Source organism: Streptomyces shenzhenensis (assembly GCF_021462265.1).
GTDB classification, from domain to species: domain Bacteria; phylum Actinomycetota; class Actinomycetes; order Streptomycetales; family Streptomycetaceae; genus Streptomyces; species Streptomyces shenzhenensis.
In genome coordinates this window covers 77,829-101,981 of record NZ_JAJONF010000003.1, presented here as the reverse complement: position 1 = coordinate 101,981, position 24,153 = coordinate 77,829, and the positions used below count along the sequence as shown (strand labels likewise).

The 24,153-nt window shown below is 69.5% G+C and carries 21 protein-coding genes and 1 pseudogene; 14 read left to right on the top strand and 8 right to left on the bottom strand.

What is annotated here, in order from left to right; all coding sequences use genetic code 11:
• Position 1 precedes the first annotated feature (1 nt).
• A complete protein-coding gene (locus LQ326_RS05050; protein WP_234533018.1) occupies positions 2-1,678 on the bottom strand; it encodes a thiamine pyrophosphate-binding protein in 1,677 nt (558 codons plus the stop codon).
• Positions 1,679-1,712: 34 nt separating this feature from the next.
• Entirely contained in the window at positions 1,713-2,549 is an 837-nt protein-coding gene (locus LQ326_RS05045) for a type 1 glutamine amidotransferase domain-containing protein (protein WP_181806438.1), read from the bottom strand.
• Between the two features lie 332 nt (positions 2,550-2,881).
• On the opposite strand from LQ326_RS05045, the gene LQ326_RS05040 reads away from it, so the two are divergent.
• From LQ326_RS05040 to LQ326_RS05015, 6 genes are read left to right on the top strand one after another with little or no spacing between them, the layout of a single operon-like run.
• A complete protein-coding gene (locus tag LQ326_RS05040) occupies positions 2,882-3,295 on the top strand; it encodes a hypothetical protein (RefSeq protein WP_234533016.1) in 414 nt (137 codons plus the stop codon).
• Positions 3,296-3,319: 24 nt separating this feature from the next.
• Positions 3,320-4,957: a GMC family oxidoreductase gene (locus LQ326_RS05035; RefSeq protein WP_234533013.1), complete on the top strand. Its 1,638-nt coding sequence runs from the start codon at positions 3,320-3,322 to the stop codon at positions 4,955-4,957.
• Positions 4,944-5,756, top strand: coding sequence for an ester cyclase (locus LQ326_RS05030; protein ID WP_234533011.1), 813 nt, complete (start codon positions 4,944-4,946; stop codon positions 5,754-5,756). Before LQ326_RS05035 ends, LQ326_RS05030 begins: the two co-directional genes overlap by 14 nt.
• Before the next feature lie 60 nt (positions 5,757-5,816).
• The gene (locus LQ326_RS05025) at positions 5,817-6,188 is read left to right on the top strand and encodes a nuclear transport factor 2 family protein (protein ID WP_234533009.1); all 372 of its coding nucleotides are present in this window, start codon (positions 5,817-5,819) and stop codon (positions 6,186-6,188) included.
• A gap of 5 nt (positions 6,189-6,193) precedes the next feature.
• Positions 6,194-6,643, top strand: coding sequence for a VOC family protein (locus LQ326_RS05020; RefSeq protein ID WP_234533007.1), 450 nt, complete (start codon positions 6,194-6,196; stop codon positions 6,641-6,643).
• A 17-nt stretch (positions 6,644-6,660) separates the two neighbouring features.
• On the top strand, positions 6,661-7,494 hold the full coding sequence (locus LQ326_RS05015) for an SDR family NAD(P)-dependent oxidoreductase (RefSeq protein WP_234533006.1): 834 nt from the start codon (positions 6,661-6,663) through the stop codon (positions 7,492-7,494).
• 96 nt (positions 7,495-7,590) lie between these two features.
• Here the strand turns inward: LQ326_RS05015 and LQ326_RS05010 are convergent, their stop codons facing one another.
• The 5 genes and pseudogenes from LQ326_RS05010 to LQ326_RS04990 all read right to left on the bottom strand — a co-directional run.
• Entirely contained in the window at positions 7,591-9,231 is a 1,641-nt protein-coding gene (locus LQ326_RS05010; RefSeq protein ID WP_234533003.1) for an FAD-binding oxidoreductase, read from the bottom strand.
• Positions 9,232-9,330: 99 nt separating this feature from the next.
• Positions 9,331-9,705 carry a nuclear transport factor 2 family protein gene (locus tag LQ326_RS05005; protein ID WP_234532992.1) on the bottom strand — a complete coding sequence of 125 codons (375 nt, stop codon included), beginning with the start codon at positions 9,703-9,705 and terminating at the stop codon, positions 9,331-9,333.
• Between the two features lie 119 nt (positions 9,706-9,824).
• Entirely contained in the window at positions 9,825-11,024 is a 1,200-nt protein-coding gene (locus LQ326_RS05000) for an MFS transporter (RefSeq protein WP_234532991.1), read from the bottom strand.
• A 183-nt stretch (positions 11,025-11,207) separates the two neighbouring features.
• Positions 11,208-12,377 (bottom strand): low temperature requirement protein A, encoded by a 1,170-nt coding sequence (locus LQ326_RS04995; RefSeq protein WP_234532988.1) that lies wholly within the window; start codon positions 12,375-12,377, stop codon positions 11,208-11,210.
• Between the two features lie 117 nt (positions 12,378-12,494).
• Positions 12,495-12,797 (bottom strand): annotated as a pseudogene (locus LQ326_RS04990) (hypothetical protein); the annotation flags it as partial.
• Positions 12,798-13,179: 382 nt separating this feature from the next.
• On the opposite strand from LQ326_RS04990, the gene LQ326_RS48240 reads away from it, so the two are divergent.
• From LQ326_RS48240 to LQ326_RS04950, 8 genes are all read left to right on the top strand, one after another.
• The gene (locus tag LQ326_RS48240; RefSeq protein ID WP_234532987.1) at positions 13,180-15,132 is read left to right on the top strand and encodes a 5'-methylthioadenosine/S-adenosylhomocysteine nucleosidase family protein; all 1,953 of its coding nucleotides are present in this window, start codon (positions 13,180-13,182) and stop codon (positions 15,130-15,132) included.
• A gap of 70 nt (positions 15,133-15,202) precedes the next feature.
• Positions 15,203-16,096, top strand: coding sequence for an HAD family hydrolase (locus LQ326_RS04980; RefSeq protein WP_234532985.1), 894 nt, complete (start codon positions 15,203-15,205; stop codon positions 16,094-16,096).
• Entirely contained in the window at positions 16,093-17,295 is a 1,203-nt protein-coding gene (locus LQ326_RS04975) for a YqcI/YcgG family protein (protein ID WP_234532982.1), read from the top strand. Before LQ326_RS04980 ends, LQ326_RS04975 begins: the two co-directional genes overlap by 4 nt.
• A 59-nt stretch (positions 17,296-17,354) precedes the next feature.
• Entirely contained in the window at positions 17,355-18,302 is a 948-nt protein-coding gene (locus LQ326_RS04970) for a PfkB family carbohydrate kinase (RefSeq protein ID WP_234532980.1), read from the top strand.
• On the top strand, positions 18,299-18,964 hold the full coding sequence (locus LQ326_RS04965) for a class I SAM-dependent methyltransferase (RefSeq protein WP_234532971.1): 666 nt from the start codon (positions 18,299-18,301) through the stop codon (positions 18,962-18,964). Before LQ326_RS04970 ends, LQ326_RS04965 begins: the two co-directional genes overlap by 4 nt.
• Positions 18,965-18,969: 5 nt before the next feature.
• Positions 18,970-19,188 carry a hypothetical protein gene (locus tag LQ326_RS04960; RefSeq protein WP_234532969.1) on the top strand — a complete coding sequence of 73 codons (219 nt, stop codon included), beginning with the start codon at positions 18,970-18,972 and terminating at the stop codon, positions 19,186-19,188.
• A gap of 64 nt (positions 19,189-19,252) precedes the next feature.
• Complete coding sequence (locus tag LQ326_RS04955; RefSeq protein ID WP_234532968.1) at positions 19,253-20,110, top strand: hypothetical protein; 858 nt, start codon at positions 19,253-19,255, stop codon at positions 20,108-20,110.
• Positions 20,111-20,325: 215 nt separating this feature from the next.
• Positions 20,326-21,987: an N-6 DNA methylase gene (locus tag LQ326_RS04950; protein WP_234532966.1), complete on the top strand. Its 1,662-nt coding sequence runs from the start codon at positions 20,326-20,328 to the stop codon at positions 21,985-21,987.
• A gap of 29 nt (positions 21,988-22,016) precedes the next feature.
• On the opposite strand, the gene LQ326_RS04945 is transcribed toward LQ326_RS04950, so the two are convergent.
• Positions 22,017-24,152, bottom strand: a complete 2,136-nt coding sequence (locus LQ326_RS04945) for a UvrD-helicase domain-containing protein (RefSeq protein WP_234532963.1) — start codon at positions 24,150-24,152, stop codon at positions 22,017-22,019.
• Between the last annotated feature and the right edge of the window lies 1 nt (position 24,153).

Genomic DNA, 24,153 nt, shown 5'->3' with positions numbered 1-24,153 from the left:
CTCACCCCTTTCCCTTGGCCGTCACCAGGTCGACGAGGAACGGCCCGTGGTGGGCGAGCGCCTGTGCCACCGCGCCCTCGGCCTGACCGGGCTTCTCCACCCGTACGGCGGCCACCCCGAGGGAGCGGGCGAGGCCGACGAAGTCGATGGCCGGGCGGGAGAGGTCGAACATGCCGGGCTGTTCGTGGGCCGGTATGCCCGTCTCCCGCCAGTACTCCTCGATGTTGTCCTCCAGCAGCCGGTAGCCGCCGTTGTTGCAGATCACGAACTTGGTGGGCAGGGCGTGGCGGACGGCCGTCCACAGGGCCTGGAAGGTGTACATGCTGCCGCCGTCGCCGGTGAAGCCGACCACGGTGCGGTCGGGGTGGGCGAGCTGGGCGCCGAGCGCGCCGGGGATGCCGACGCCGAGGGAGCCGCCCCGGGTCTGCATCCACTGGCCGGGCACGGTGGCCGGCAGGTGCCGGAAGAGCGTCGGGGACGCGGTCAGCGCCTCGTCGAACAGGATGGCGTCGGAGGGCAGTCGGCGGGCGAGTTCGCGGGCGAAGGCGGCGGTGGGCACGGTCTGCGCCTCGCCGTCGGCCAGGTCCCGGTCCCGGGCGCCGGCCAGGGCGCCGGCCCGTTCGGCGGCCCGCACCCGCAGCCGCTCGGCCGCCGCCGCCCGCCGCTCGTCGCCCATCTCCCCGTGCAGCGCGTCGGCGAGCAGCCCGAGGGTGGCCTTCGGGTCGGCCACGATGCCGAGGTCGACCGGGAAGTTCTTGGCGATGGCGTCGGTGTCGAGGTCCACGTGGACCACCGGGGTGCCCTCGGCGAAGACGTCGTACCGGGCCGGGAACACCTCGGGCAGTGCGTAGGTGCCGACGATCAGGACGCCGTCGGCGGCGGCGGTGATCCGCCGGCTCTGCTCGCCGAACATGTGCCCCAACTGGCCCGCGTACGCCGGGTGCTGGACAGAGAGGTTGACCTCCGCCCAGTCGGCGCCGTACACGTCGGCGCCCCACACCTCGGCGAGGCGGCCCAGTTCGGCCTGTGCGCCCGCGAAGTGCACGCCGTCGCCGGCCACGACCAGCGGGCGGCGGGCCCCGGCGAGCAGGGCCGCGGCGCGGGTGACGGTGTCCGGGGCGGGCCGGCTGTGGGTGTCCGGGTAGCTGACCGGGACGACCGCCTCCCGGGTGCCGGCGTCCATCACGTCGGCCGGCAGCACCACCAGGACCGGCCCGTACGGCGGGGTCCCGGCCACCTTGAAGGCGCGGCGCAGCACGCGCAGCGTGGAGTCGGGGTCGAGCACCCGGGTCGCCCACTTGGTGACCGGTTCCGCCATACCGACCAGGTCGGCCGCCATCTGGGCGTCCAGTCCGGCGTACCGCAGCCCGGCCTCGCCGACCAGGGTGACGATCGGGGCGTGGCCGCGCATGGCCTGGTAGAGCATGCCGATGCCGTTGCCGAGGCCGACCCCGGAGTGCAGTTGCAGGACCGCCGGGGTGCGGGTGGCGCGGGCGTAGCCGTCCGCCATGCCGACGGCTGTGGCCTCCTGCAGGGCCAGGATGTACTGGATCGAGGGGAAGGAGCGCAGTTCGTCGAGGAACCCCTGCTCGACCGTGCCGGGGTTGCCGAACATGTACCGGACGCCTTCGGCCTCCAGTTGCTCCAGGAGCGCGACGCGCGCGGGCCTGCTGTCCATGCTGGTCACCTCTCGCGGGACGGATGTCAGGACGTCAGGAGGTCCTGAACCCCCACTGCCGCAGGCCCTGTTCGAGGACCTCGACGGTCTTCTGGCCGGTCAGGTAGGAGTCCGGGGTCGAACGGCCCGTGATGAACGGGTAGTCGACGATGACCGAGGTCTCCTTGCCGAAGTTGCCGTGGTAGGCGCCACCGGGCGCGGTGGCGTCGCGCAGGATGTACTCCAGCGGGTACGGCGGCGGGCCCATCACGAAGTCGGTGCCGAGGAACCCGGTGCCGTCCTTGTAGTCGTACTCGATGCAGTGCCCGGTGACGTGCTTGCCGCGGATGATGGACTCGCGGGTCTCCTGGTCGCGGGCGAAGGCCAGGCAGGCGACGCCGTAGCACTCGGCGGCGATCGGCCGGTCCAGGGCGCGGAAGGCGAGGATCAGGTCGTGCACCCGCCAGTTGTTGGCGAGGTCGACGATGGGTCCGCTGCCGCCGACGATCAGCAGCGCGTCGTAGCGGTCGGCGATCTGGTGGCGGATCTGCTCCAGGCGGCTGTGGTAGGCCTCCCAGTCGCGCAGGAAGTACGGCCGGGAGCGGTAGGGCCGGTCGGGCAGCCAGGACGCCAGGTCGAGGGGGTTGTCGAGGCGGTCCGACTCCTCGACGGCCCGTACCTTCGCCGCCATCTGGGGCGTGGTGACGGACCGGCCGAGCGGCGGGTCGACGTACTCGGGGTCCATGCTCGGCGGCAGCGCCTGGGGCCGCTTGCCGGTGGGGGTGGCGAAGGTGAGGTGGTAGCCGGCCTGGTCGAAGGTCTCCAGGGGGCCGATCAACTCCTCGCCCCAGTAACCGTGTTCGGACAGGACGACGAGAATGCGCCTGCTCATGGGATTCCTCCCGGATCGGCGGGACGGTGCCAAGTGGCGGATTCCTGTCTACGGCGGGGCACTTCGTCCGGACCATCGCCGCCGCCCGTGCTCATGGCACATGCACAAGTGGCCGAATGCACTACGGCATGTCGTGGCCAATGCCTGCGGGTGGCTCGCCACCGGGCGGTTCGGCGTTCGCGAATCGGCGAGTTGCCCGAGCCTGAGCTGCGACTTCGCACAGTGCGGCCGGTGTCCGGGCGCGGGCCGCACGGGGCGTCCGGGGTGTGGGGTCATCGGACGTGTATCGCTCCCGGTCGCCGGGAGCGGGACCCCGATGAGCGGAGACATCCATGTCCACCGAACAGACCGGCTCCGACCGGGAGATCGAGGAGTTCGTGCAGCGCTGGTTCGGCCTGCTCAACGTGCACGCCCCGGTCGCCGAACTGCTGCCCTTCGTCGCCGACGAGGGCCTGGAGATGGCCTTCCCGGAGCGCACCCTGCACAGCCACGCGGACTTCGTCGACTGGTACGCGGCGGTCGGTGAGGCCTACAGCGAGCAGGACCACACCGTGGAGAAGCTCGTCCACCAGGAGGACGGACCGCGGATCGGCATCGACCTGACCGTCGTGTGGACGGCGAAGTCCACCGCCGACGGCACCGTGTCCTCGTTCCGGATCAACCAGCAGTGGCGGCTCGAACGCCCCGCGCCGGGCGCCGCCCCGCTGATCGTCGACTACCAGGTCGGCGAGCCGGCCGCCCTCTGACCCCGTCACCGTTTGGAGGCTGTCATGCCGTCGAGTCCGACTCCCCCGGTGCCACCGGCCGCCGACTACGTGGTGGTCGGCGCGGGTTCAGCCGGCTGCGCCGTCGCCGCCCGGCTCAGCGCCGACCCGTCCGTGACCGTGACCCTGCTGGAGGCCGGCGGCCCGGACGAACGTCCGGAGATCCACCACGCCGACGCCGCCTCGGTCCTCTCCCTGCTCACCGCCGACTGGCGCGGCGAGATCGACTGGGGCTACGTCACCGAACCCGAGGCCGGCATGGACGGCCGCCGCGTCCCGGTGGCCCGCGGCAAGGTCCTCGGCGGGTGCAGTTCCGTCAACGCCCTGATGTGGGTGCGCGGCAGCCGCCACGACTACGACCGCTGGGTCACCGAGGGCGCGGCCGGCTGGTCCTACGACGAGGTCCTGCCGTACTTCCGGGCCGCCGAGAGCTACTCCGGCGGCGGCTCCGGGCTGCGCGGCGCCGACGGTCCGGTGCGGGTACGGCAGCTGGACACCCCGTCCCCGCTGGCCCGCGCCTTCGTGGCGGCCGCCGGTGAACTCGGCCACGACGCCGAGAGCGACGGCGACTACAACGGCGCCCGGCAGGACGGGTTCGGCTTCCTGTACCAGACCAACCGCGACGACGCGGGCGGGCGGTGCAGCGCCGCCGACGCCTATCTGCGCCCGGCCCTCGGCCGGCCCAACCTGACCGTGGTGACCGGCGCCCGGACCACCCGGCTGCTGCTCGCCGGGGACCGGGTCACCGGCGTCGAGTACGTCCGCGACGGCGCACCCGCGCGGATCCGCGCCGAACGTGAGGTCATCGTGTCCGCGGGCGCGTTCGAGTCGCCGAAGCTCCTGATGCTGTCCGGCATCGGACCGGCCGACCACCTCAGGGCGCACGGCATCCACTGCGTGCGGGACCTGCCGGGCGTGGGCGCCGGACTCCAGGACCACCTCTTCACCCCGGTCTGCTACCAGTCCCTGCAGGAGCACCCGCCCGGCGCCCTGCTCTCCGAGGCCGGGCTGTTCACCCACACCCCGGCCGCCGACCCGGCCGGGCCGCCCGACCTGCAGTTCACCTTCGGCCCGGTCAAGTTCCTGCCGGCCGGCGCGCCCGCCGACCAGTGGGAGGGCCCCGGCCTCACCTTCGCGCCGATCGCCGTGCTCCCGCACAGCCGGGGCCGGGTACGGCTGCGCGACGCCGACCCCGAGTCCAACGCGGTCGTCAGCGCCGGCTACCTCACCTCGGCGGCCGACCTCGACGTGCTGGCGCACGGCGTCGAACTGGCCCGCGAACTCGCCGCCACCCGCGCCTTCGACGCCTTCCGCGGCGACGAACTCGGCCCCGGCAAGGACGTGTCGGGCCCGGCCGAGCTGCGCGCCTACGTCGCCGCCAACGCCACCACCCTGTGGCACCCGGCCGGCACCTGCCGGATGGGCACAGGACCGGACGCCGTCACCGACCCCGAGCTGCGCGTCCACGGCATCCAGGGCCTCCGGGTCGCGGACGCCTCGGTCATGCCGTCCATCGTGGCCGGCAACACCCACGCACCCAGCGTCATGATCGGCGAGCGCGCGGCGGCGTTCGCCCTCGGCACCTCCCGGCCGCTGTCCTCCGCCGCCCGACCGAACGAGGGGATGCAGCATGTCCACCCGTGACCAGCAGGACATCCGGAAGCTCTACGGGAGCTTCCTCGACGCGCTGAACGCCGGCGACCTGCAAGGGGTCCGCGCCGTCCTCAGCCCGGACTTCACCGACCACCACCCCGGCTTCGACATCACCGGCATCGACTCCTACCTGGACGCGGTGCGCGGCGCGCACGAGACGCTCGACCTCAAGGGCGAGCTGGAGGAGGGCGTGCCGCTCGGCGACGACCGGTTCGTCACCCGGGTGAAGCTCACCGGCACCCACCTCGGCGACGTGCTCGGCTTCCCGGCCACCGGCCGCAAGGTCGAGTGGTCCACCACCGAGATCTGGCGGGCCGAGAACGGCCTGTTCACCGAGCGGTGGGCCCAGGACGACCTGCTCGGCCTGCGCGCCCAGGTGTCCTCGGACGACCTGAACTACACCGTGGTCCGGCAGGTCAGCGACGCCGTCAACGAGCGCCGCTACGACGACCTCGACGAGCTGTTCGGGCCCACGTTCAGGGACAACAACCCGGCCTGGAGCGTCGAGAGCCTCGACGAGCTCAAGGGGATCATCAAGGCCGCGCACGACGCGCTGGACATGGCCGTGCACCTCGACGCCCTGTACCCGGCCGCCCCCGACAAGGTGATCATGCACATCACCTTCCACGGCCGGCACATCGGCCCCTTCCTCGGCCAGGAGCCGACCGGCAAGGAGGTCTCCTGGACCAGCCTGGAGGTCTACCGCCTGGAGGACGGCCGGGTGGTGGAGCGCTGGGTGCAGGCCGACACCACGGGCCTGATGCGCCAGCTCGGCGTCCCCCTCCCCTGACCCCCCGTCCCGGACGGCACAGACAGACCGGAAAGCAGGCAGACAGGAAAGGACGGGCGCATGAGCACCCGAGAAGTGGTCGACACGTACTACCGGCTGGCCAACGAGGGCGACTGGGACGCCTGGTGCGACCTGTTCGCGGCCGACCAGACCATGGATGAGCAACTGGCCGGACACGTGGAGGGACGCGAGACGCTCCGCGAGATGATGAAGGGCTTCCCGCAGATGTACGCCTCCTTCGCCAACGTGCCCCGGCACGTCGTCGTGGACGGCGAGCAGGCCGCGGTGGTCTCCGACATCACCGCCCGCACCCCGGACGGCATCACGGTCGAGGCCGCGGTGTGCAACTACTTCCGGGTCCGGGGCGGGCTGATCACCTACCTGACGAACGTCCACGACACCGTGCCGTTCGCCCCGGTCACCGGGAAGTGACGGCCATGACGACCGCCGCCCCGCACGGCCCGCGCTGGGCGCACGTGGGCCTCAACTGCCGTGACCAGAAGGCCACCGAGAACTTCTACACCCGGCACTTCGGCTTCCGCCGGGCCCGGGTGGTGGAGGCCGACGGCGTCCGCGTGGTGTTCCTGCGCAACGGCCCGGTCTGCCTGGAGCTGTTCGCGACCGACGCGGAGCCGCTCGTGACCGCCGGCAAGGACGGCCCGGCCGGCCCCGGCACCGCCCGCCACCTCGCCTTCCAGGTCGACGACGTGGACGCGTTCCTCGCCGCGGCCCGGGGCGAGCTGGAGCCGACGCTCGGCCCGCTGACGTTCGACGAGTTCATCCCCGGCTGGAAGACGGTGTGGGTGTCCGACCCGGACGGCATCGTGGTGGAGGTCAGCCAGGGATACACCGACCAGTCCACCGAAGAACTGGCAACGTACGCCTGACAGGAGAGTTCGCCACGATGAAGGCCGTTCCCGAGCAGACCATTCTCATCACCGGCGCGACCGACGGTCTCGGCCGCGCGGTCGCCCGTGAACTCGCCGCGCAGGGCGCGTCGCTGATCCTGCACGGCCGCAGTGCGGCCAAGGGCGCGGACCTGCTGGCCGAGCTGCGCGCGGCCGGCGCCACCGGCCGGCTGAGCTACGAGCTGGCCGACTTCTCCGCACTGGAGGACATCGGCAAGCTCGCCGAGCGGATCCTCACCACGTACGACCGGCTGGACGTACTGGTGAACAACGCGGGCATCGGGGTCGAGCTGGCCCGGCAGGAGAGCCAGGACGGGCTGGAGCTCACCTTCCAGGTCGACTACCTGGCCGCGTACGTCCTCAGCTGCCGGCTCGCCCCGCTGCTGGTGGCCTCGGCGCCCGCCCGGATCATCAACGTCAGCTCCGCGGGCCAGGCCCCGATCGACTTCCGGGACGTGATGCTGGAGCGCCACTGGGACGGCGTGCAGGCCTACTGCCAGGCCAAGCTCGCCCAGATCGCGCTCACCTTCGACCTGGCCGAGCGGCTGCGCGGCACCGGGGTCACCGCCAACGCGCTGCACCCGGCGTCGTACATGCCGACCAAGATGGTGGTGAACCTGTTCACCCCGCAGAGCACGGTCGCGGACGGCATGCGCAACACCCTGCGGCTGATCACCGACCCGGCGCTGGAGGACGTGTCGGGCGTCTACTTCAACCGCTCGACGCGGGCCCGGGCCGGCGCCCAGGCGTACGACGAGACGTCCCGCGCCCGGCTCCGGGAGCTGAGCGAGTCCCTGACCGGAGTGGCGTTCCCGGCGAGCTTCGGCTGACCGGCGCCGCTCCCCGAACGGGACGGGCCCCCGCCTCACCGCAGCGAGGCGGGGGCCCGTCCATGTCCACGGACCGGTGGTCCGGTGTCCCCGGGGCTAGGACGCGGTGACGGACAGCCGGTGGTGGAAGACGTCGTGCGGGTCCCAGGCCGCTTTCACGGCCCGCAGCCGGGCCAGGTTGTCCTTGAAGTAGAGGCTCTGCCAGGACACCCCCGAGGTGTTCCAGGCCGGGTCGGTGAGGTCGGTGTCCGGGTAGTTGATGTACGAGCCGTCGTTGGTGTCGTTCGGCACCGGCACCCCGCCGGTGTCCGCGTACAGGTCCCGGTAGAGGTTGCGCATCCAGGTGACGTGCCGGTCGTCGGAGGCCGCGTCCGGCCAGTACGTCGTGAAGTTGGCCTTCAGGACCGAGTCCCGCTGGGCCAGCGCGGTGGCCGAGGACGCGACGGTGTTGACCTTGCCGCCGTAGGAGTAGAGCAGGATCCCGGCGTGGCCGTCGTAGCCGGCGTCGGAGAGGTGGCCGTAGAGGGTCGCGGCCTGTGCGGCGGACCAGCCCTTGCGCAGATAGGCGCCCTTGGACTTGGTCCGGTTGTAAAGGCCGGTGTCGTAGGGGTCCTTGAGCGTCGTCTTCAGCCACGGCCAGGAGGAGCGGACCTCGGTGTACGGCGCCCCGATACCGCCGGCCACCGCCGTGACGTACCCGTCCAGCAGCGCGGACGCGTCCGGGAGCGTGCCGTCGATCTGGGAGCTGAGCACGACGGCGCCCTGGACGCGGTTGTAGAGGATGAGCACGCTGTGCAGGCTGTCGTAGGCGGACCCGGCCACACTGTTGCGGGCGTGCCAGGTGCCGTGGTCCGCGACGAGGGCGGTGAAGGCCGCCTCGGTCAGGTCGCTCCACTTGACGGTGACCGTGGACTTCAGAAGCGTCTTCGGGGGCCGGGGCAGCAGGGTGGACGGATCGGTGCCGGTGGCGTCCGGGGAGCGGAACCAGTAGCGGGTGACGATCCCGAAGGTGCCGCCGCCCCCGCCGGTGTGCGCCCACCACAGCTCGCGGTGCGGGTCGTCGGCCTCCCGGGTGGCGACCACCGCGCGGGCGGTGCCGGAGGCGTCGACGGTGACCACCTCCACGGCGTACAGGTGGTCCACGACGGCGCCGTGCTGCCGGCACATCGCGCCGTATCCGCCGCCGCTGACGTGCCCGCCGACCCCGACGGTCGGGCAGGTGCCGCCCGGCAGGGCCACGCCCCACTCCAGGTACAGGGTCCGGTAGACGTGGCCGAGGGTGGCGCCGCCCTCGACGAGGAAGGCCCGGCGGGCGGGGTCGTAGCGGACCGCGTCCATCCCGGACATGTCGACAAGTATCCGTACGTCCGGGTCGTCGACGAGCCCGTCCAGGCAGTGCCCGCCGCCGCGCACCGCGACGCGTTTTCCGCCGCGCACCGCCTCCTGGACGACGGCCACCACCTGGTCGGTGCTGTGCACCAGCCGCACGGAGTCGGGGGCGGCGGTGAATCTCGCGTTGTAGCCGCGCGAGGTGAGGTCGAGATAGCGGGCGTCGGAGGCGTCGACGGTGACCGCGGCGGGGGCGGCCGTCGTGGTCGCGGTGGCCGTCTCGTCGGCGGCGCGGGCGGGGGCCGGGAGCAGGGCCGCGCCGGCCCCGGCGGCGGCCGCCGAGCCGATCAGTCCGCGCCGGGTGAGACCGGCGGCCGGCCGCCGGGCCGGCTGCTGCTGTCGTGTCACAGGTGTCTCCTGTCTCTCGGGCGTTTCAGGTGGGAAACGGCCGCCGCCCGGGAGGCGCGGAGCCTCCCGGGCGGCAGGGGGGAGCCGCGGACGGCGCGGTCAGACGACCTCGTGTCCGCTGACGGTGGTCTCCGGGATCTCGTCGCGGACGTCCCAGTGCTCGACGATCAGTCCCTCGTCGATCCGGAAGACCTCCACGACGACCATGCCGCGGTCGTCCGGGTCGCCGCGGAAGCGGGTGTGCACGAACACCAGGTCGCCCGATCCGGCCGCGCGCCGGATCTCGAACCGCGCCCGCGGGTACTGCTTGTGGAAGCCGTCGACGAACTCGACCAGCGGGGCCCGTCCGTCGGGCAGGTTCGGGTTGTGCTGGATGAGGTCCTCGGCCAGGTACTTGTCGGCCAGCTCGGTCCGTCCCTGGTTCCAGACGGTCTCGATGTACTCGCGAACGAAGTTCACCTGGTGGCTGCTCATGGGTTCTCCTTGACTGACTGGGACTGGCTGGGAAGGGCTCGGGCAGCGCCCCGTAGGGGCGCGGGGAACTGCGCGACCAGCCACGACGGCGCCGCAGACGACCGACGCGGCATCGGCGCTCAGCCCGTGTGTACGGGGCTCGCGGACCGCTCCGCACCGGCCGCCGCCGCGGCGACCTGCCGGACCGAGGACAGGTGCGCCAGTCCGGCGAGGACGAGGACACCCAGGGCCGCCCACGGGATCGGGCCGGCGCCCAGGTCCGGCAGCAGGGAGCTGCCGATGAAGCTGCCGAGGCTCATCCCGAGGTAGAGCGCGGCGGCGTTCAGGGCGAGGATCAGACCGGGCTGCAGCGGCACCAGCTCCACCAGCCGGGCCTGCTGCGGCGCCTGGTACATCTGGCTGAAGAACGCCCAGAACGCGAAGAAGACGACCCCGGGCGCGGAGTGCGGGGCGACCAGCAGCAGCGCGAAACCCAGCGCGAGGCCGAGCACGGCGACGCTCACCGTGCGCCCGCCGCCCAGCCGCTCGGCGATCCGCGGCGCGCAGGCGTTTCCCGCCACCCCGATGACGCCGAAGGCGAGCAGGGTCAGCGAGATGAGCCCGGAGGACGCGCCGAAGCGGTCCTTCAGATAGGCGCCCGCGATGCCGTAGACGGTGAACTGGGCCGCCATGAACAGCAGGGTGGTGGTGACCGTGGCGGCGGTGGCCGGGGTGCGCATCGCCTCCCGGTAGGCGCCGGCCGTCGGCGGTTCGCCGGACGGGATCTCGGGGACGAACACCAGCACCGCCACGAAGCCGAGCGCCGACAGCGCGGCCACGCCGAGCAGGGCCGGCCGCCAGCCCAGCGAGCCGCCGAGGAACGAGGCCAGTGGCACACCGAGCACCGCCGCGGCCGTCATGCCGCCGAACACCGTGGCCAGGGCCCGCTGCCGGCGCTCGGGCGGCACGATCAGCGCCCCGGCCGCCGAGGCACCGGGACCGAAGACGGCGGCTCCCATCGCGCCGAGCACCCGGGTGGCCGTGAGGAAGCCGTAGTCGGGCGCGACGGCGCCGAGGGCCGCGCCGACGGTGAGCAGGCCGATGCCCACGAGCAGCACCCGCTTGCGGTTCCACCGGCGCAGCATGATGGGGGCGGTGGGCGCGCAGACCGCGAAGGTCAGCGCGAAGACGGTGACCAGGATGCCCACCGTGGCCGGCTGGACGTGCAGGTCGTCGCCGATGGGGCCGTTCAGGCCGACGACCGCCAGCGAGATCGTCCCCAGACTGAAGTAGCCCAGCGACAGGGAGAGCAGGGCGGGTAAGGCGCTGCGGGACGGCATCAAGCCACCTCCTGTTCCTCTTCGTCGGCGGTACCGGAATGGGTGCCGGGATGGGTGCCGGGATGGCGGGGGCCGGAAAGTTCCATACGGCGAACCTAGGAACGCTCCGCGTCCCGCCGGGGCCGCCTCAGGAGGGCGTCCGGCACTGCCCCAGATCGGCCGGCCTACTACGTCAGGTCGCCGTCAGCTCGTACCGAACGCCCGGTTGTGCAGGACCAGCGGCACCTGCCGCCCGGAGCTGATCAGCCAGTGCTCCACCGCGTTGACCAGCAGGAGCAGCGCGGTGGTGACGGCGAGGGTCGCCACGCCCGGCAGCCGCCACACCGGCAGGGCGAGGGCGAGCAGGGCGAGACCGCAGTAGAAGCGGGTGGCGGACGCGGCGCCGAACATGCGGCGCCGGGTGTAACAGAACGCCAGCATGAAGAGGGCGGCGCCGGACGGCAGCAGGGCGGCGCTCAGCCCGTCCGGCGTGTGCAGGGGGGAACGGACGGTGCGGGTGGCGCCGACCGAGACCAGCAACAGCCCGACGACCAGCACCAGATGGCCGTAGCTGAGCACGTCGCGGACGACGACGGACGGAGTCGGGTGGGTGCGCAGGGCGTGTGCGACGGCCGAGGCCACCAGGTGGAAGTAGAGCCACCACAGGGCGCAGCCGACCAGGAAGGCGAGGACGAGGGCGGTCAGTTCGGCCGGCGCGAACGGGCCGGTGGCGGCGCCGGCGCCGACGGCGAAGACGTTCTCCCCGAGGGCGATCATGACGAACAGGCCGAACCGCTCGGGCAGATGGTTGACGCCGAACGCCAACTGGCGCAGGTGGCCGCTGAGTACGACGGGGGCGACGATCTCGGCGACCACGGCGCAGGCCCAGCAGACCTCACGCCAGGGCGACGGGACGGTGGCGCTGGCGAACAGGACCAGGGCGAAGGCGAGTCCGGCCCGGTAGGGGTGGATCGTGTAGAGGGCGCACTCCCGGCGGATCGCCTCCCCGATCAGCAGGCGCAGGGCGAGATAGCTTCCGGAGTACAGCAGCGCCGCCTGCCGGTCCTCCAGGGCGAGCGGGGCGGCCACCGCCATGCCGTAGACGGTGAGCGCGGTCAGCAGCAGGAACACCCGTTGCAGGTTGGTCTCGTGCACGGCGTTCATCGCCATGACCACGTCCACCCAGGCCCACCAGAGCGGGACCAGCACGAGCAGGCATTCGCCCAGCACCGGCCAGCTCGGGTGCGCGGCGACCGGGTGGGCGACCTGGCTCACACCGAACGCGAGGACCAGGTCGAAGAAGAGTTCCGCCCAGGTGGTGCGGTCACGCGCCGAGGCGGCGGGAGGGATCGTCGCTGCGGTTGCGTCGGTCATCCCTGTATGGGGACACGGCCCCCGCCCGCCGCCGGCACGCCGTGGAAGTGCGGCGCGTACTGCGGGAAGTCCCGGACCCGGATGTCCGAACTCGGCCACCTGAACGGCCGGTTCACGTCACCTGGCGCGGCGCGGCTCCGCGACGTGGCGGTCGGTGCCCGGCACGGTCGGTACGAACGGCGCCACCAGCTCCACCCGGCTCAGCCCCGAGGCGGCGACGTCCTCGTCCAGGCCGGTGAAGCGCGCCTCCCAGCAGTCCCTCGGGTCGACCTGCAGGAACCACAGCAGGGTCAGCCGGGTGTCGACCCCCTCCACCTGCTTCACGTACGTCATCCGGTCCCCGGGCAGCGGGGTCGGCCGGAAGACGGTCACCATGGCGGCCGGCGAACCGGCCAGCCTCTTAACGAGGGCGGTCATCCGCGCGGTGGCGCTGCAGGAAACCGATCAGGAAAATGACACGCGAAGACGACCCATGTTCGTGATCAAAGGATTCGAGAGCCTTAATCATCAGGGGTCGTGTCTCTCATTGCTGAACCGGGCGAAGGTACCACGGCGCATACGCAGCCGCCCCGCTCATCTTCCCCTGTCGAGAACGCATCAGCCCTGGCCCTCGGGTGTCGGGACAACGGCACGGGGGAATAGTGCTCTGGCAGATCCGTTCTGACGGCAGGCCGCGACGGCGGAGGGGGCGAAGCCATGATCGGGGAATGTTGTCCGCATGTCTTAATGACTCGCTTGAGGTCACGCGTGACGGGTGAGAAAACAGGGCAGATCTCCTGCGGCCGGCAACCGGTAGCCTAAAGTGTTCATTCACTTTCTGCACGAGCAACTGCTGAGACTGTACGACGTGAAGAGCCGGATCCGTCCGCATCGCGACATGGTCCGTCTGCTGCGCGAGGCACTCTGGCTGGCCACGTTCGTGTCACCCGACGTCCTGGTGATGCCTAGTACTGACCTCGTCCAATCCTCAGTAGTGCCAGGGCTGTTGAGTGACTTGCAGCTGATGGCCGAGAGCGAGGTCCTGTCCCTGGTGGGCTCCACGATGGATGTCGATCAGTTACTGGAGGGAAAGCGGGCTCACCTCACCGACACGTCCTTCGAGGGACTGCTGGAATATCCCGCCTCGAGACGCCGGTTGCGTTCCCTCCACCCCGTTCTGCAGGCGAGGAACATCGACACCACGGCCGACGTCAAGTCACGGTGGTCCCTGGACGTCGAGGTACTCGGGGGCGGAGCGTCCACAGATGGAGCGCTCGCGTCGTTCCCCGTGCGAGAACTGCACAACGCCTATCACTCCATTTCATCTGCAACATCACCCAGCGCATACGAGCGGGCGCTGCAGGCAGTGCCCGAGAGGCTGGGCAGCCACGCATTCCTGTGGCGCGTGGTGGAGGACTTGAAGATCTTCGACCTGGATCTGAACCCCCAAGCCCGTAGACGCATGGAGTTGGCCCTCGGCTGGAACTGGGCCATGGGATACCTGACCGAGTACCGGACGACGATCGTGGGACGGCTGCCCCGCATCGGAATCGTCGACTGCGGTGTCCGCAGTACACATCCTGAGCTGGTCGTCGATCTGGTGGCATACCGCCGCGCACTCAAAATGATCGGATTACTGGATGCCTTCGGGCACTTGCCGTTGGAGGAGCTCATCGCCCTCAGAGACGACCCGGGCGTCATCCTTCTGCGGGATGGCCTTCTGAAGAGCGTCTACGACCATCTGGCTCAGCCATCTCCCGAAAGAGCCGGAAAACTGCCAGCCCTGACCAGTTTCTGCGCGGAGGCGTGTGATGCCGCGCAAGACGGCAACACTCCGCGCGCTGCTGTGGAGAGCGTCGCACGACTGGCCGTGGAGCACAGCACCCGATCGACCCGCGCGCATTCGACCCCACGGCCGGCGCCGGAGGACGACCCTGCAACCGTGCTCGTAGTCCTCGCCCTGGCCGAGGAAACGGCCATGGTTCTTGAGTGCGCGAAGGAGACACTGGGGCCGCTGACCGTACTGGAGGACGCCCGCACCGGCCAGGTCTCCTACGAGGTGCGCTGGCAGACCGGGCGCGGCCAACTCCTGCGCATGCTCTTCACCATGATCGGAAAGGGCCAGGAGCAGGCGGCGGCCACCTCTGCCGGCATGCTGGCCGACTTCCCGCCCCGCATCGTGGCCAATGTAGGGATCGCCGGGTCGCTGTCACCCGACCTGAGGCCAGGGGACGTTCTGCTGGCCGATCAGCTCCTCTCCTACCTGGACAACGCTCGGGCCGAATCCGATGGCCAGGGCAGCTTCCGGCTGCGGATCGCGGGCATGGGTGTACGGCCGGACGAGTATTTGACGCACCGCGCCCAGCAGTTGCCCTTCGTGGCTGAGGAAGATCTGACACAGGCCAGGGCGCGGCTGGCCCGGCGGTTCCCTGGCGATCCGATGGTTTCCTCGGGCCGCCCGCTGGTGGTCGGCCCACTGGCCTGCGGGCCAGTAGTGGGCGCCAGCGAGGCGTTCACGTCCTGGCTGCAGGAGCACAAACGGGACCTCGCGGCAATTGACATGGAGTCCTCCGGCATCGCTGCGGCAACCACTGCTTCCGGAATGCTGAAGCGTGTACGCTTCGTGGCTCTGCGCGGCATCTCGGATGCTGCCGACGAAGACAAGAGCGACCTCGAACGTCGGACCGGCGGTTCGATCCGCCGCGTGGCGGTGGCCACCGCGTTCGAAATGCTGATCGTTCTGCTGAACTCGCTGCCTCGGGAGGCTTTCAGATGAACCTACGTACCTTATCAGGATTATCCGGTCCGGCCCTCTTCACGTGTCCAACCGGAGCAGAATGAGACGCATGCCTAGCCACTCGCCCATCCTGATCACCGATCTCGACAATACCCTGTACGACTGGATCGATTACTTCGGCCCATGTTTTCGCGCCATGGTGGAAGAGCTGAGCTCTGCCACCGGCGTCGATCCGGATGAATTGCACCACCAGTTCCAGGCCGTCTACAGTCGACATCAAGCTCCGGAATATCGCTGGGCGATCAGGGAGTTGGAGTTCCTGCGCTCCCGACAGCCGGCTGAAGTCGACAGACTGGTTTGGTCCGGTTTCTCGGCCTTCGTGCGGAGCCGACGTGAACACCTGCGGCTCTATCCTGGCGTCAGGGATACCTTGGAGACACTGCGTGCGCGAGGTTTCACGGTCATCGGAGTGAGCAACGCGCCGATCCGCGAAGTCTTGCGTCGAGTGCGCTGTCTGCGGTTGCAGGAGCAGCTGGACGCCCTTGTCGCATGGGAGGGTTCACATACTGGAGACCGCCATCTGGCACATCGGACGGCGCCCACCGGTCTAGCTCTCCGAACATTCACCGATGCGAAACAGAAGCCGAGTACACGCCCTTACAGGGAAGCTCTCAGATATTTCGCCCCCGAAGATCACGGCAAGGTTATTGTCATCGGGGACAGTGTGGCGAACGACCTGGTGCCTGGCCGTAACATCGGAGCTGTGACCGTATGGGCTCGCTACGGTTCGGGGTATGCTCCCGAGAATTACGCGACGGTCCGGCGTCTTTCTTTCTGGAAGCCGGAAAAGCTGAAGGATGTCTATGACTCCGGTGTCATGGAACCCGACGAAGTGATCGACGACTTCACCCAACTGCTCCACATCGCGGAGTCACACGCCCCTATGTCGGATGCAAACACAAGGAGGCGACAGTGGGAGGCCGTCCCCGCCGGACCAGCATGAGCCAGACGCAGGCGGCGGTCCACGAGATGATCCAGTCCGTCGGCGGGTACTGGAGTCCGCACGCCGGCGTGGTGCGACTTTTGGAAGAGGTAGGTGAATTCAGTCAGGAGTTGACTGCCGCCTCTGTTTCACACTCGTCGAATGTGGGAGCTGAACTCGCCGACCTGTGGATCATCTCGACCTGTACTGCCAATCAGTTCGTCGTGCCTGTGTCCGATCCGCCCCAGGACACATCCCATTCGGTGGAAATCGCGAAGGAGTGGGAGAAGCAGGTTCCGCATCTGCTGGACGAGCTCCTCGACCTCCTGCACTGGGCTGGCCAGATCGGCAGAGCCGTCAATTATTATGACGGCCCCAAGACACCGCGCAGTCTGGACGACTGGGTGCCACTGCGAACGTCGGTGCCACAGATGCACAAGGCCCTGTATCGGCTCTCCGTGAACTGTGGAATCTCGCTCGCGGACGAACTCGACAGCAAACTCGATCACGTAGTCGTACGTGACAAGGGCCGGTTCGTCAGAGGGTACGACCCCAGTACGGCCCACGCACTCCAGGATTTCGCCAAGTTGCAGGCCAACTCGCCATGTCTGTTCTCCGGGGCGGCCCGGCTATGGGGTGCTCCCGACTGGGATGTCCACAGGTCGCTGGCAGACAACGCAGCCGAACTGGCGCCGCATCTGACGAGGTTTGCGAAAGCGGCACCCCACGAACACCTCGACGGGTTCGTCATCTCAGTGCCAGGAGTCGCCGGCCGTGCAACGGGCGCGGCGACCATGTCGGACCTTGCGCGCTGGTTCCGCCAGCTGCTCCACGTCCTGACCGAACTGGACGAGTTGCCCAACGACTCGTTGAACGAAGACGTTCGGCGTCCGGGTTGGCAGTTCCTTTTCCATCGCCAACGGATGTTCGTCTCGGTGTTCTCACCCCTTTACGAGGCCTCCCATTCCCGCAACAGCAGCGATCACACGTTCGTCATGTTCCAGCCGGAGCAGTCTTTCACCCATCACGGCGTGGGGTCCGGCCAAAAATCCTCTTCGCGGCTAAAAGAGCGGATCAGGGAGAACTTCGCCCAGACGGGCGTCTCCTACTCGGCTGAGGTGGTGGATCGCAGGATCGAGGCGGATCTCTACCTCCCGGAGCGATTCACCGGTGACACAGAGGCCCACTGGTGGTCGGTCGACGACCGTGATGTCTGTTGACCCTTTCCCCTTCGACTGCCGAAGCCTGGCTTTCCACGTTGCAACAGAGGCTGACAGGCGTGCACGAGTCCGCTGACCTGCAACCAGCCACTCTTCGCGTCGCCGTCATCGGAGATCTCAGGCTCGACGTGCGCACAGCTGTCCCTGTATCACTCGCCGACGTACGCGAAGACATATATTCCCTCGCGCCTGTACGTATGGTCCTCGCCGGTACGGCTGTCTCCATGGCGCGGGCCGCCACCCGCCATTTCGCGGCTGTCGACGCCCTGGTGAAGACTGGCGACGACCCCTCGACGGATCACATCCTGCGCACACTGGAGGACGAACCAAAGGTCGACTGGTGCATTCGTCAGCAACGCGGCCTCGCCAACGGCTACGTCGTTGTCCTCCGCGACGGACTGGACTCGCCCGGCGCAGACCGTCGCACCCTCGTGGCAAGCTCCCCTGCCCCATTGGAAGAGCTGTCAGTGGAAGACATCGAAGCATTCCGGACCGCGATCGAGGCTGCGGATGTGTTGTTCGTCGATGGTTATCCGCTGCTTTTCCCGCGCTCTCGTCGTGCCGTGTTCCACGCCCTTGCGACAGCGGCCCAGGCGGAGACTCCAGTCTGCTTCGACGTGGTACCTCACGACATCGACACCCGACTGCCGTCGGATCTCCTGACCCACGTCATGACCCGCTGCCAGGTGGTCATGTCCAGCGCACGCACCATGGCCAGGCTCAGGAACCTGCCGGCTCCCACCCCTTACGGGCTGGACCACACCCGGGAGCTGGCAGCCAGTCTTCGGGAATTCGACGCGAACGCACCCGGTGTGTGGATCCTCCGCTTCGGTGAGGGAGACATGGAAGAGGCCGCGCTGTGTCGGGCAGGAGAGGTGTGCTGCGTCTATCGAACCGGATACAGCGATTGCGTCGATCGCGCCGGATTCGGCGACACGGTCGCCGCGGCGGAACTCGCCGCGTTGCTGGAGAGCGGTTGGACCCGTTCAAGGAGGCCTGCGGCGTGAACAGTGAACCCGTCCATCACTGGGACCGTGTCTACCGTAGCTTGGGGAGCGGCCCAGCGCCGTGGGAAATCCCGGAGACACCCGCTGAGATTCTACGCTGGATCGCTTGCGCCCCGGCCCCTGCCCGAGTGATCGACCTCGGATGCGGCAGGGGCCACAACACGTGCGCGCTGGCGATGTCAGAGCACGACATGGTCGGCATCGACTTCAGTTCGTCGGCCATCGGTGTGGCACGCCAGGTTGCGGCGCAACTGGGCTTGGACAATGTCTCGTTCGAGGTTGCCGACATCCTGCGCTTCCGAGCGCGCCAAGCGTTCGACCTGGCGATCGACTACAGCGTGTTCCACCACATCCACCCCGGAGACCGGGGCAAGTATCGGGACACGGTCGCCGCTCTGGTGCGTCCGGACGGCCTGTTCGGGATGGTCTGCTATTCGGACCAGGACCCTTCGGCCCAGGGAGGGCCCGACAGAGTCGGCTCTCTGGGCAACACCATTCACCACCCGACCGCTGACGAGGTCGTCTCCCTGTTCTCCGGAGATTTCTCCCTGAAGGAACACGGCGAGACCAGACTGGGACAGCGACGCCACCATCTGGCTCACCGATTCCTGTTCCGCCGCCGGACAGACGTCCTTTCCGTCGACGTTCGGCAGGGTCCCTGATCCGCGTGGCTCGACGCCACGACACCGTCATCCACTGTTCCCGGCCAGCCGCCACAACCCGCTTCTGGGCCGTCGGCCAGGACCGCCCCCAGCTCCAGGCCGAGGCCGACGCCGACCAACTGGCCGAGGACCACACGGCGAGGTGGCGGTGGGTGATGCTGACGACCGGCTTCGACGACGCGCTCGTGGCTTGGCCCGCACATCCGGCCGAAGCTGATTACTGAGCCTCGGGCGAAAGTCATGGGCGCCTCTCTCCCAATCTGATGCCCAGTCAGATAAACCGAAGTCATGACAGACGACGCGACGCACGCAGACGAAACCCGCAGCCACCTGTACGCCGAACTGGCAGCCGTCGGTCCCTACGGAGCCGACCTCGGGCACGCCCTCATCACCATGGTCGAGCCACACCCCGGCCGGGAGCGCGAGTACAACCGCTGGTACGAAGACGACCACTACATCGCCGGCGCGATGGCCATGCCCTGGATGTACGCGGGCCGCCGCTGGGTCGCCACCCGCGACCTGCAACTCCTGCGCTACCCGGAGAAGTCGGCCGTCGCCCAGCCGGTGACCGCCGGCTGCTACATCTCCACGTACTGGATCACGGCCGGCCGCTACGCCGACCACATGCGGTGGACCGTCGGCATCAACAAGCGCCTCAACCGCGACCACCGGGTCTTCCAGGACCGTACGCACGTCTTCACCGCGTTCCAGGACCACGCGGCGACGGTCTACCGCGACGGCGACGAGGGCCCGCGCGACATCCACGCCCTCGACCACCCCTACGCCGGGCTCGTCGTCCAGGTCATCGACGCGGACTCCCCCGTCACGCGCAAGGAACTGCTCGCCTGGCTGCGCGACGACCATCTCCCCAAACGACTGGCAGGCTCACCCGCGGCGATGGTGACCGTCTTCGCGCCGACCCCGCTGCCCTTGGACCGGATGACCTACGTCAAACAGGTCGAGGGGGTCGGGACCCGGCTGACCCTGCTGTGGTTCCTCCAGGACGACCCCCGCGACACCTGGCACGAGCACTTCGCGGACCTGGACACAGCCGTGGCGGCTTCGGGACTCGGCGCCGTGCAGCTCGTCGCACCCTTCATCCCCACGGTGCCAGGAACGGACCGCTACGTGGACGAGTTGCGATAGGCCCGTCGAATGCCGTCCGGGGCGTGCGCACAACCCCGCGTCGGACTCGAGCCACACCGAAGCGCCCTGGGACACGTGAAGCCCCGGCCGGGTCCGGAGACATCGCTTGCACCGCCCTCATTCTCAAACTAAATGTAGGCGACAAACAATCCGTGTACATCGTCAACATGTCACATCAATTGATGGAGTCGCGGCGTCCGTGTACGGTGATGTTCATGGCAGACCGCCCCGCCCCGCCAGCAGACGGACCGCTTGTCACCGGCTCCGAGATCGCCCGGCTCGCCGGCGTTACGCGTGCCGCGGTCTCCAACTGGAGGCGGCGGTACGCGGACTTCCCCGCACCCGCAGGCGGGGGTGCGAACAGTCCGCTGTTCGACCTGGCCGCGGTGCAGACGTGGCTGGACAAGCAGCGCAAGGGCCAGGACGTCTCGGAAGAGGTGCAGCTGTGGCAGGCCCTCCGAGGGGCCTACGGCGACGAGATGATCGGCGGGCTCGCCGATGTCGCCCGGTTGCTCGCCGGTGTCGATGCCGAGGCCCCGCAAGCGCTGCCGACGGATGCCGTACGACTGGCCGGACAACTCGGTGAGAGTGGATCACCGGGTGACGTGGTGAACGCGCTCACCGAACGCTTCACCGACTCCGTACGCCGGGCGGGGTCCGACCAGGTCACCTCGCCACGTGTCGTCCAGGCGGTGCGGCACTTCGCCAGCGAGGTGCCCGCTGATGCGACCCTCTTCGACCCGGCGTGCGGTATCGGAACGCTCCTGTTGACCGTCGGACCCGAACGAGGGCCGACACGGTGTGGTCAGGAGGCCGACGCCCGCAGTGCTCGATTCGCGCAGCTGCGAGCCGATCTCACGGGACGCTCCGGCGTCGACGTCCGCATCGGTGATTCCCTGCGCGACGACCACTGGCCGGACCTCAAGGCCGATCTCGTCGTCTGTGATCCGCCCGTCGGTACCACCGACTGGGGACGCGAGGACCTGCTCCTCGATCCCCGGTGGGAGCTCGGTACGCCTTCGCGTGCCGAAGGCGAACTCGCCTGGCTGCAGCACGCCTACGCACACACCGCGCCGGGCGGCCGCGTCCTCATGGTCATGCCTGCCTCCGTCGCCTACCGCAAGGCCGGTCGCCGTATCCGGGCCGAGCTGGTGCGACGCGGCATCCTCACAGACGTCATCGCCCTCCCACCCGGGACCGCTGCCTCGCATGCGCTTCCCGTGCTTCTCTGGCGTCTGCGTCGCCCGCAGTCCCCGGACGATGCCGTGGCCAAGGTGCGCATGGTGGATCTGACGGCGAACGATCCGGACGGCCCGCTGGAGCCGGGGCCCGACCAGACGGCGGACGTACCTCTGATCGAACTGCTCGACGACGCCGTGGATCTCACTCCCGGCCGTCACGTCGAGGAGTCCCACCGCGACTACACGACGGAGTACCAGGCTCTGCGGCAGGAGTTGGCGGAGCAGGTGCGGCTGCTGGCCGACCTGTTGCCCGCTTTGACGGCGGGCGCCGGTGCAAGTGCCCTGGACGGTCCGTCCGTCAGTGTCGCCGACCTCGCGCGAGCCGGGCTGATCGAGTACGGCGCTCCCGAGCCGGTCTCGGTGAGCGATCAGCTCGACACCGATTACCTCCAGGGCTTTCTGCGCAGCGCGGCGAACACCCGGCGGTCCACGAGCGCCAGCGGAACCTACCGGCTCGACGGCAAGGGCGCCCGCATCCCACAGATGGACATCGCCGAGCAACGCCGCTACGGGGCGGCGTTCCGAGCCCTGCAGGAGTTCGAGGAGCGGGCGCGGAGGGTGGCCGAACTCAGCAAGCAGGCGGCCGCACTCGCCAGGGACGGGCTCGGCAACGGGGCCCTCTCACCCGAAGAGTGATTTTCCGTCGTATCACCAGGACAGCGCTGTCACTGCGGCTGCGGAACGAACGGACTGGCTGTCCCGCTCCACGACACCGCCAACGCCTCCCGCGCCCGTGTGCACGCCACGAACAGCAGGCATCGCTCCCGGAGCAGGTCCGAGTCGTGCTGCAGCGCGTCCACGGCGGCCGGCGTCACTTCGCGGGCGAAGGGAAGTGCGCTCGCCGTCGCACCAAGGACGGCGACGCAGCGGAACTCCAGCCCCTTCATGGCGTGCATGGTGGCCAGCCGTACGCCGTCCGTACCCGGCCCCGGACTGTCTCTGACCCGGACCACCGGTACCCGGGCCGCGGCCAGCCTGTCGTAGGCCTTGTCGAGCAGCACGTTGAAGCGGGCACACACGCCGATCTCCGACGGCCGGATGCCCTGCGCGATCCAGTTCTCGATGCGCTCGACGAGCGCCGCGATCTCCGCCTGCTCCGACCCGTACCCGTCCACGTGCGGCCTGCGTCCGTGCAGCAGCGAGCGGTAGCCCGCCAGGGTGTCGCTGCCCTCGCCGCCCAGGTCGTCGACCGACACCGGAGCGAGGATGTCCGTCGACCAGACGAGGATCTCCTCCGTACTGCGGTAGTTGATGCGCAGGCGATGCGTGCGCCCGGCCACCGATATGCCGAGCGAACCGAGTGAGACCTTCGAGTCGTAGATCCGCTGGTGCGGGTCGCCGGTGATGAACAGGTCGTCGCTGCCGGGCGCCACCGCGCCGCGCAGGACGCGCCACTGGGCCGGGTGCAGGTCCTGTGCCTCGTCGACCACGACGTGGTCGTGCGTGGGTGAGGACGCGGCCAGGAGCTCGGCCGCACGGGCGCACACCTTGAGGTGGGTGGTGGCCTTCTGGTCGCGCAGCAGGGACTCGAACAGCTCGACGGCCGGCCACAGCTGCTCCCGCCTGGTCGGCGGCAGCGCGCTGCCGCGACCGCGCCGGGAGGCCGCGCGGTAGTCGTCCAGGGTGCGCAGGTCCTGGGCGAGGACGACGTGGCGGTACTCCTGGGCCAGGAACTGCTCCGTCCACGGCAGGCCGAGCTTCTTGACGATCCGCTGCCAGACCTGTCGTTCCTCCCGGTCGCCGATCGGGGAGGGCGCCCGGCCGTCGAGGCGGGTCACGATGGCGTGTGCGTAGGCGTTGACCGTGGTCACCTCGACGCGGGCGAGCAGCGTCTCGTCGTCGTCCAGCAGGACGGACAGGTTCTCCCGCAGCGACGCGGCCAGGGCGTTGGTGAAGGTGGTGAGCAGGACGCGGGTGTCCGGGGAGCGGGTGAGCAGGTGCTTGACCCTGTGCAGTGCCGCGACCGTCTTGCCGGTCCCGGGGCCGCCGGTGACCTGTACCGGGCCGCCGTACGACACACGGTAGGCGACGCGGCGCTGCGAGGGGTGCAGGAACACCCGCCAGGCCGCGAACGGCTTCTCCAGGATGTCGGCGAGTTCCTCGGGGCCGGTGACCAGGGTGATGCGGCTCGTGGTGTTGGCGATGACGGCGGCCAGGCTCTCGTCCGGGTCGGGCCCCGCGTCCACGGGCCGCCGGACGGCGACCACGTCCCGGTACACCTCTTCGGGGCTGAACCCCTCGGCCAGGTACTGCAGCACCTCGCACTGGTCCTCCGGCAGCAGCGTCTCGAAGGCCCTCAGCTGCGCCTTGTCGACGATGGTCCGCACCGCCCTCAGCACCTGGTCGTCGATGCCGAGTTCGCGCAGCACCGTGTCGGAGTACTTCGCGAACAGCAGTGAGTCGGCGGCCGCGGCGGCTTTCTCCAGGGCCGGGGTCAGCTGCTCGATCGCCGCGACGTTGCGGACCTCCAGGGCCCGCGTCGCGGAGTTCGTCGTGTACAGCCGCTTCGCGGCCCAGGTGTAGGCGTCGTCGTGCGGGACGACGTTGACGAGCAGGAAGACGTCGCTGCCGTCGTCAGGGGCGAGGACGACGCCTCGCCAGAAGTCGTTGATGCGGATGGTCCGCATGCGACGGTCGCGGGCGTTCTCCACGGACTCCAGGTGCAGGCCCTTGTCCGCCTGCAGTTCGGGGACCGTGAGCTGCTGGAACTTCTGCATCGCCTTTCGCACGCCGGCTTTGACGGGCCGCTCCAGGACGTCGTAGCTCTCCCAGAAGCTGTTCGCGAACGCGAGCTGCGGCACG

Excerpts from the sequence above, each read along its gene's own strand:
- LQ326_RS05020 (WP_234533007.1), top strand. The coding sequence starts at position 6,194 with ATGACGACCGCCGCCCCGCACGGCCCGCGCTGGGCGCACGTGGGCCTC.
- LQ326_RS05000 (WP_234532991.1), bottom strand. The coding sequence starts at position 11,024 with ATGCCGTCCCGCAGCGCCTTACCCGCCCTGCTCTCCCTGTCGCTGGGC.
- LQ326_RS04955 (WP_234532968.1), top strand. The coding sequence starts at position 19,253 with ATGACAGACGACGCGACGCACGCAGACGAAACCCGCAGCCACCTGTAC.
- LQ326_RS04980 (WP_234532985.1), top strand. The coding sequence starts at position 15,203 with ATGCCTAGCCACTCGCCCATCCTGATCACCGATCTCGACAATACCCTG.
- LQ326_RS05050 (WP_234533018.1), bottom strand. The coding sequence starts at position 1,678 with ATGGACAGCAGGCCCGCGCGCGTCGCGCTCCTGGAGCAACTGGAGGCC.
- LQ326_RS05025 (WP_234533009.1), top strand. The coding sequence starts at position 5,817 with ATGAGCACCCGAGAAGTGGTCGACACGTACTACCGGCTGGCCAACGAG.
- LQ326_RS05015 (WP_234533006.1), top strand. The coding sequence starts at position 6,661 with ATGAAGGCCGTTCCCGAGCAGACCATTCTCATCACCGGCGCGACCGAC.
- LQ326_RS05005 (WP_234532992.1), bottom strand. The coding sequence starts at position 9,705 with ATGAGCAGCCACCAGGTGAACTTCGTTCGCGAGTACATCGAGACCGTC.
- LQ326_RS04975 (WP_234532982.1), top strand. The coding sequence starts at position 16,093 with ATGAGCCAGACGCAGGCGGCGGTCCACGAGATGATCCAGTCCGTCGGC.
- LQ326_RS05040 (WP_234533016.1), top strand. The coding sequence starts at position 2,882 with ATGTCCACCGAACAGACCGGCTCCGACCGGGAGATCGAGGAGTTCGTG.
- LQ326_RS04950 (WP_234532966.1), top strand. The coding sequence starts at position 20,326 with ATGGCAGACCGCCCCGCCCCGCCAGCAGACGGACCGCTTGTCACCGGC.
- LQ326_RS05045 (WP_181806438.1), bottom strand. The coding sequence starts at position 2,549 with ATGAGCAGGCGCATTCTCGTCGTCCTGTCCGAACACGGTTACTGGGGC.
- LQ326_RS05030 (WP_234533011.1), top strand. The coding sequence starts at position 4,944 with ATGTCCACCCGTGACCAGCAGGACATCCGGAAGCTCTACGGGAGCTTC.
- LQ326_RS04995 (WP_234532988.1), bottom strand. The coding sequence starts at position 12,377 with ATGACCGACGCAACCGCAGCGACGATCCCTCCCGCCGCCTCGGCGCGT.
- LQ326_RS05035 (WP_234533013.1), top strand. The coding sequence starts at position 3,320 with ATGCCGTCGAGTCCGACTCCCCCGGTGCCACCGGCCGCCGACTACGTG.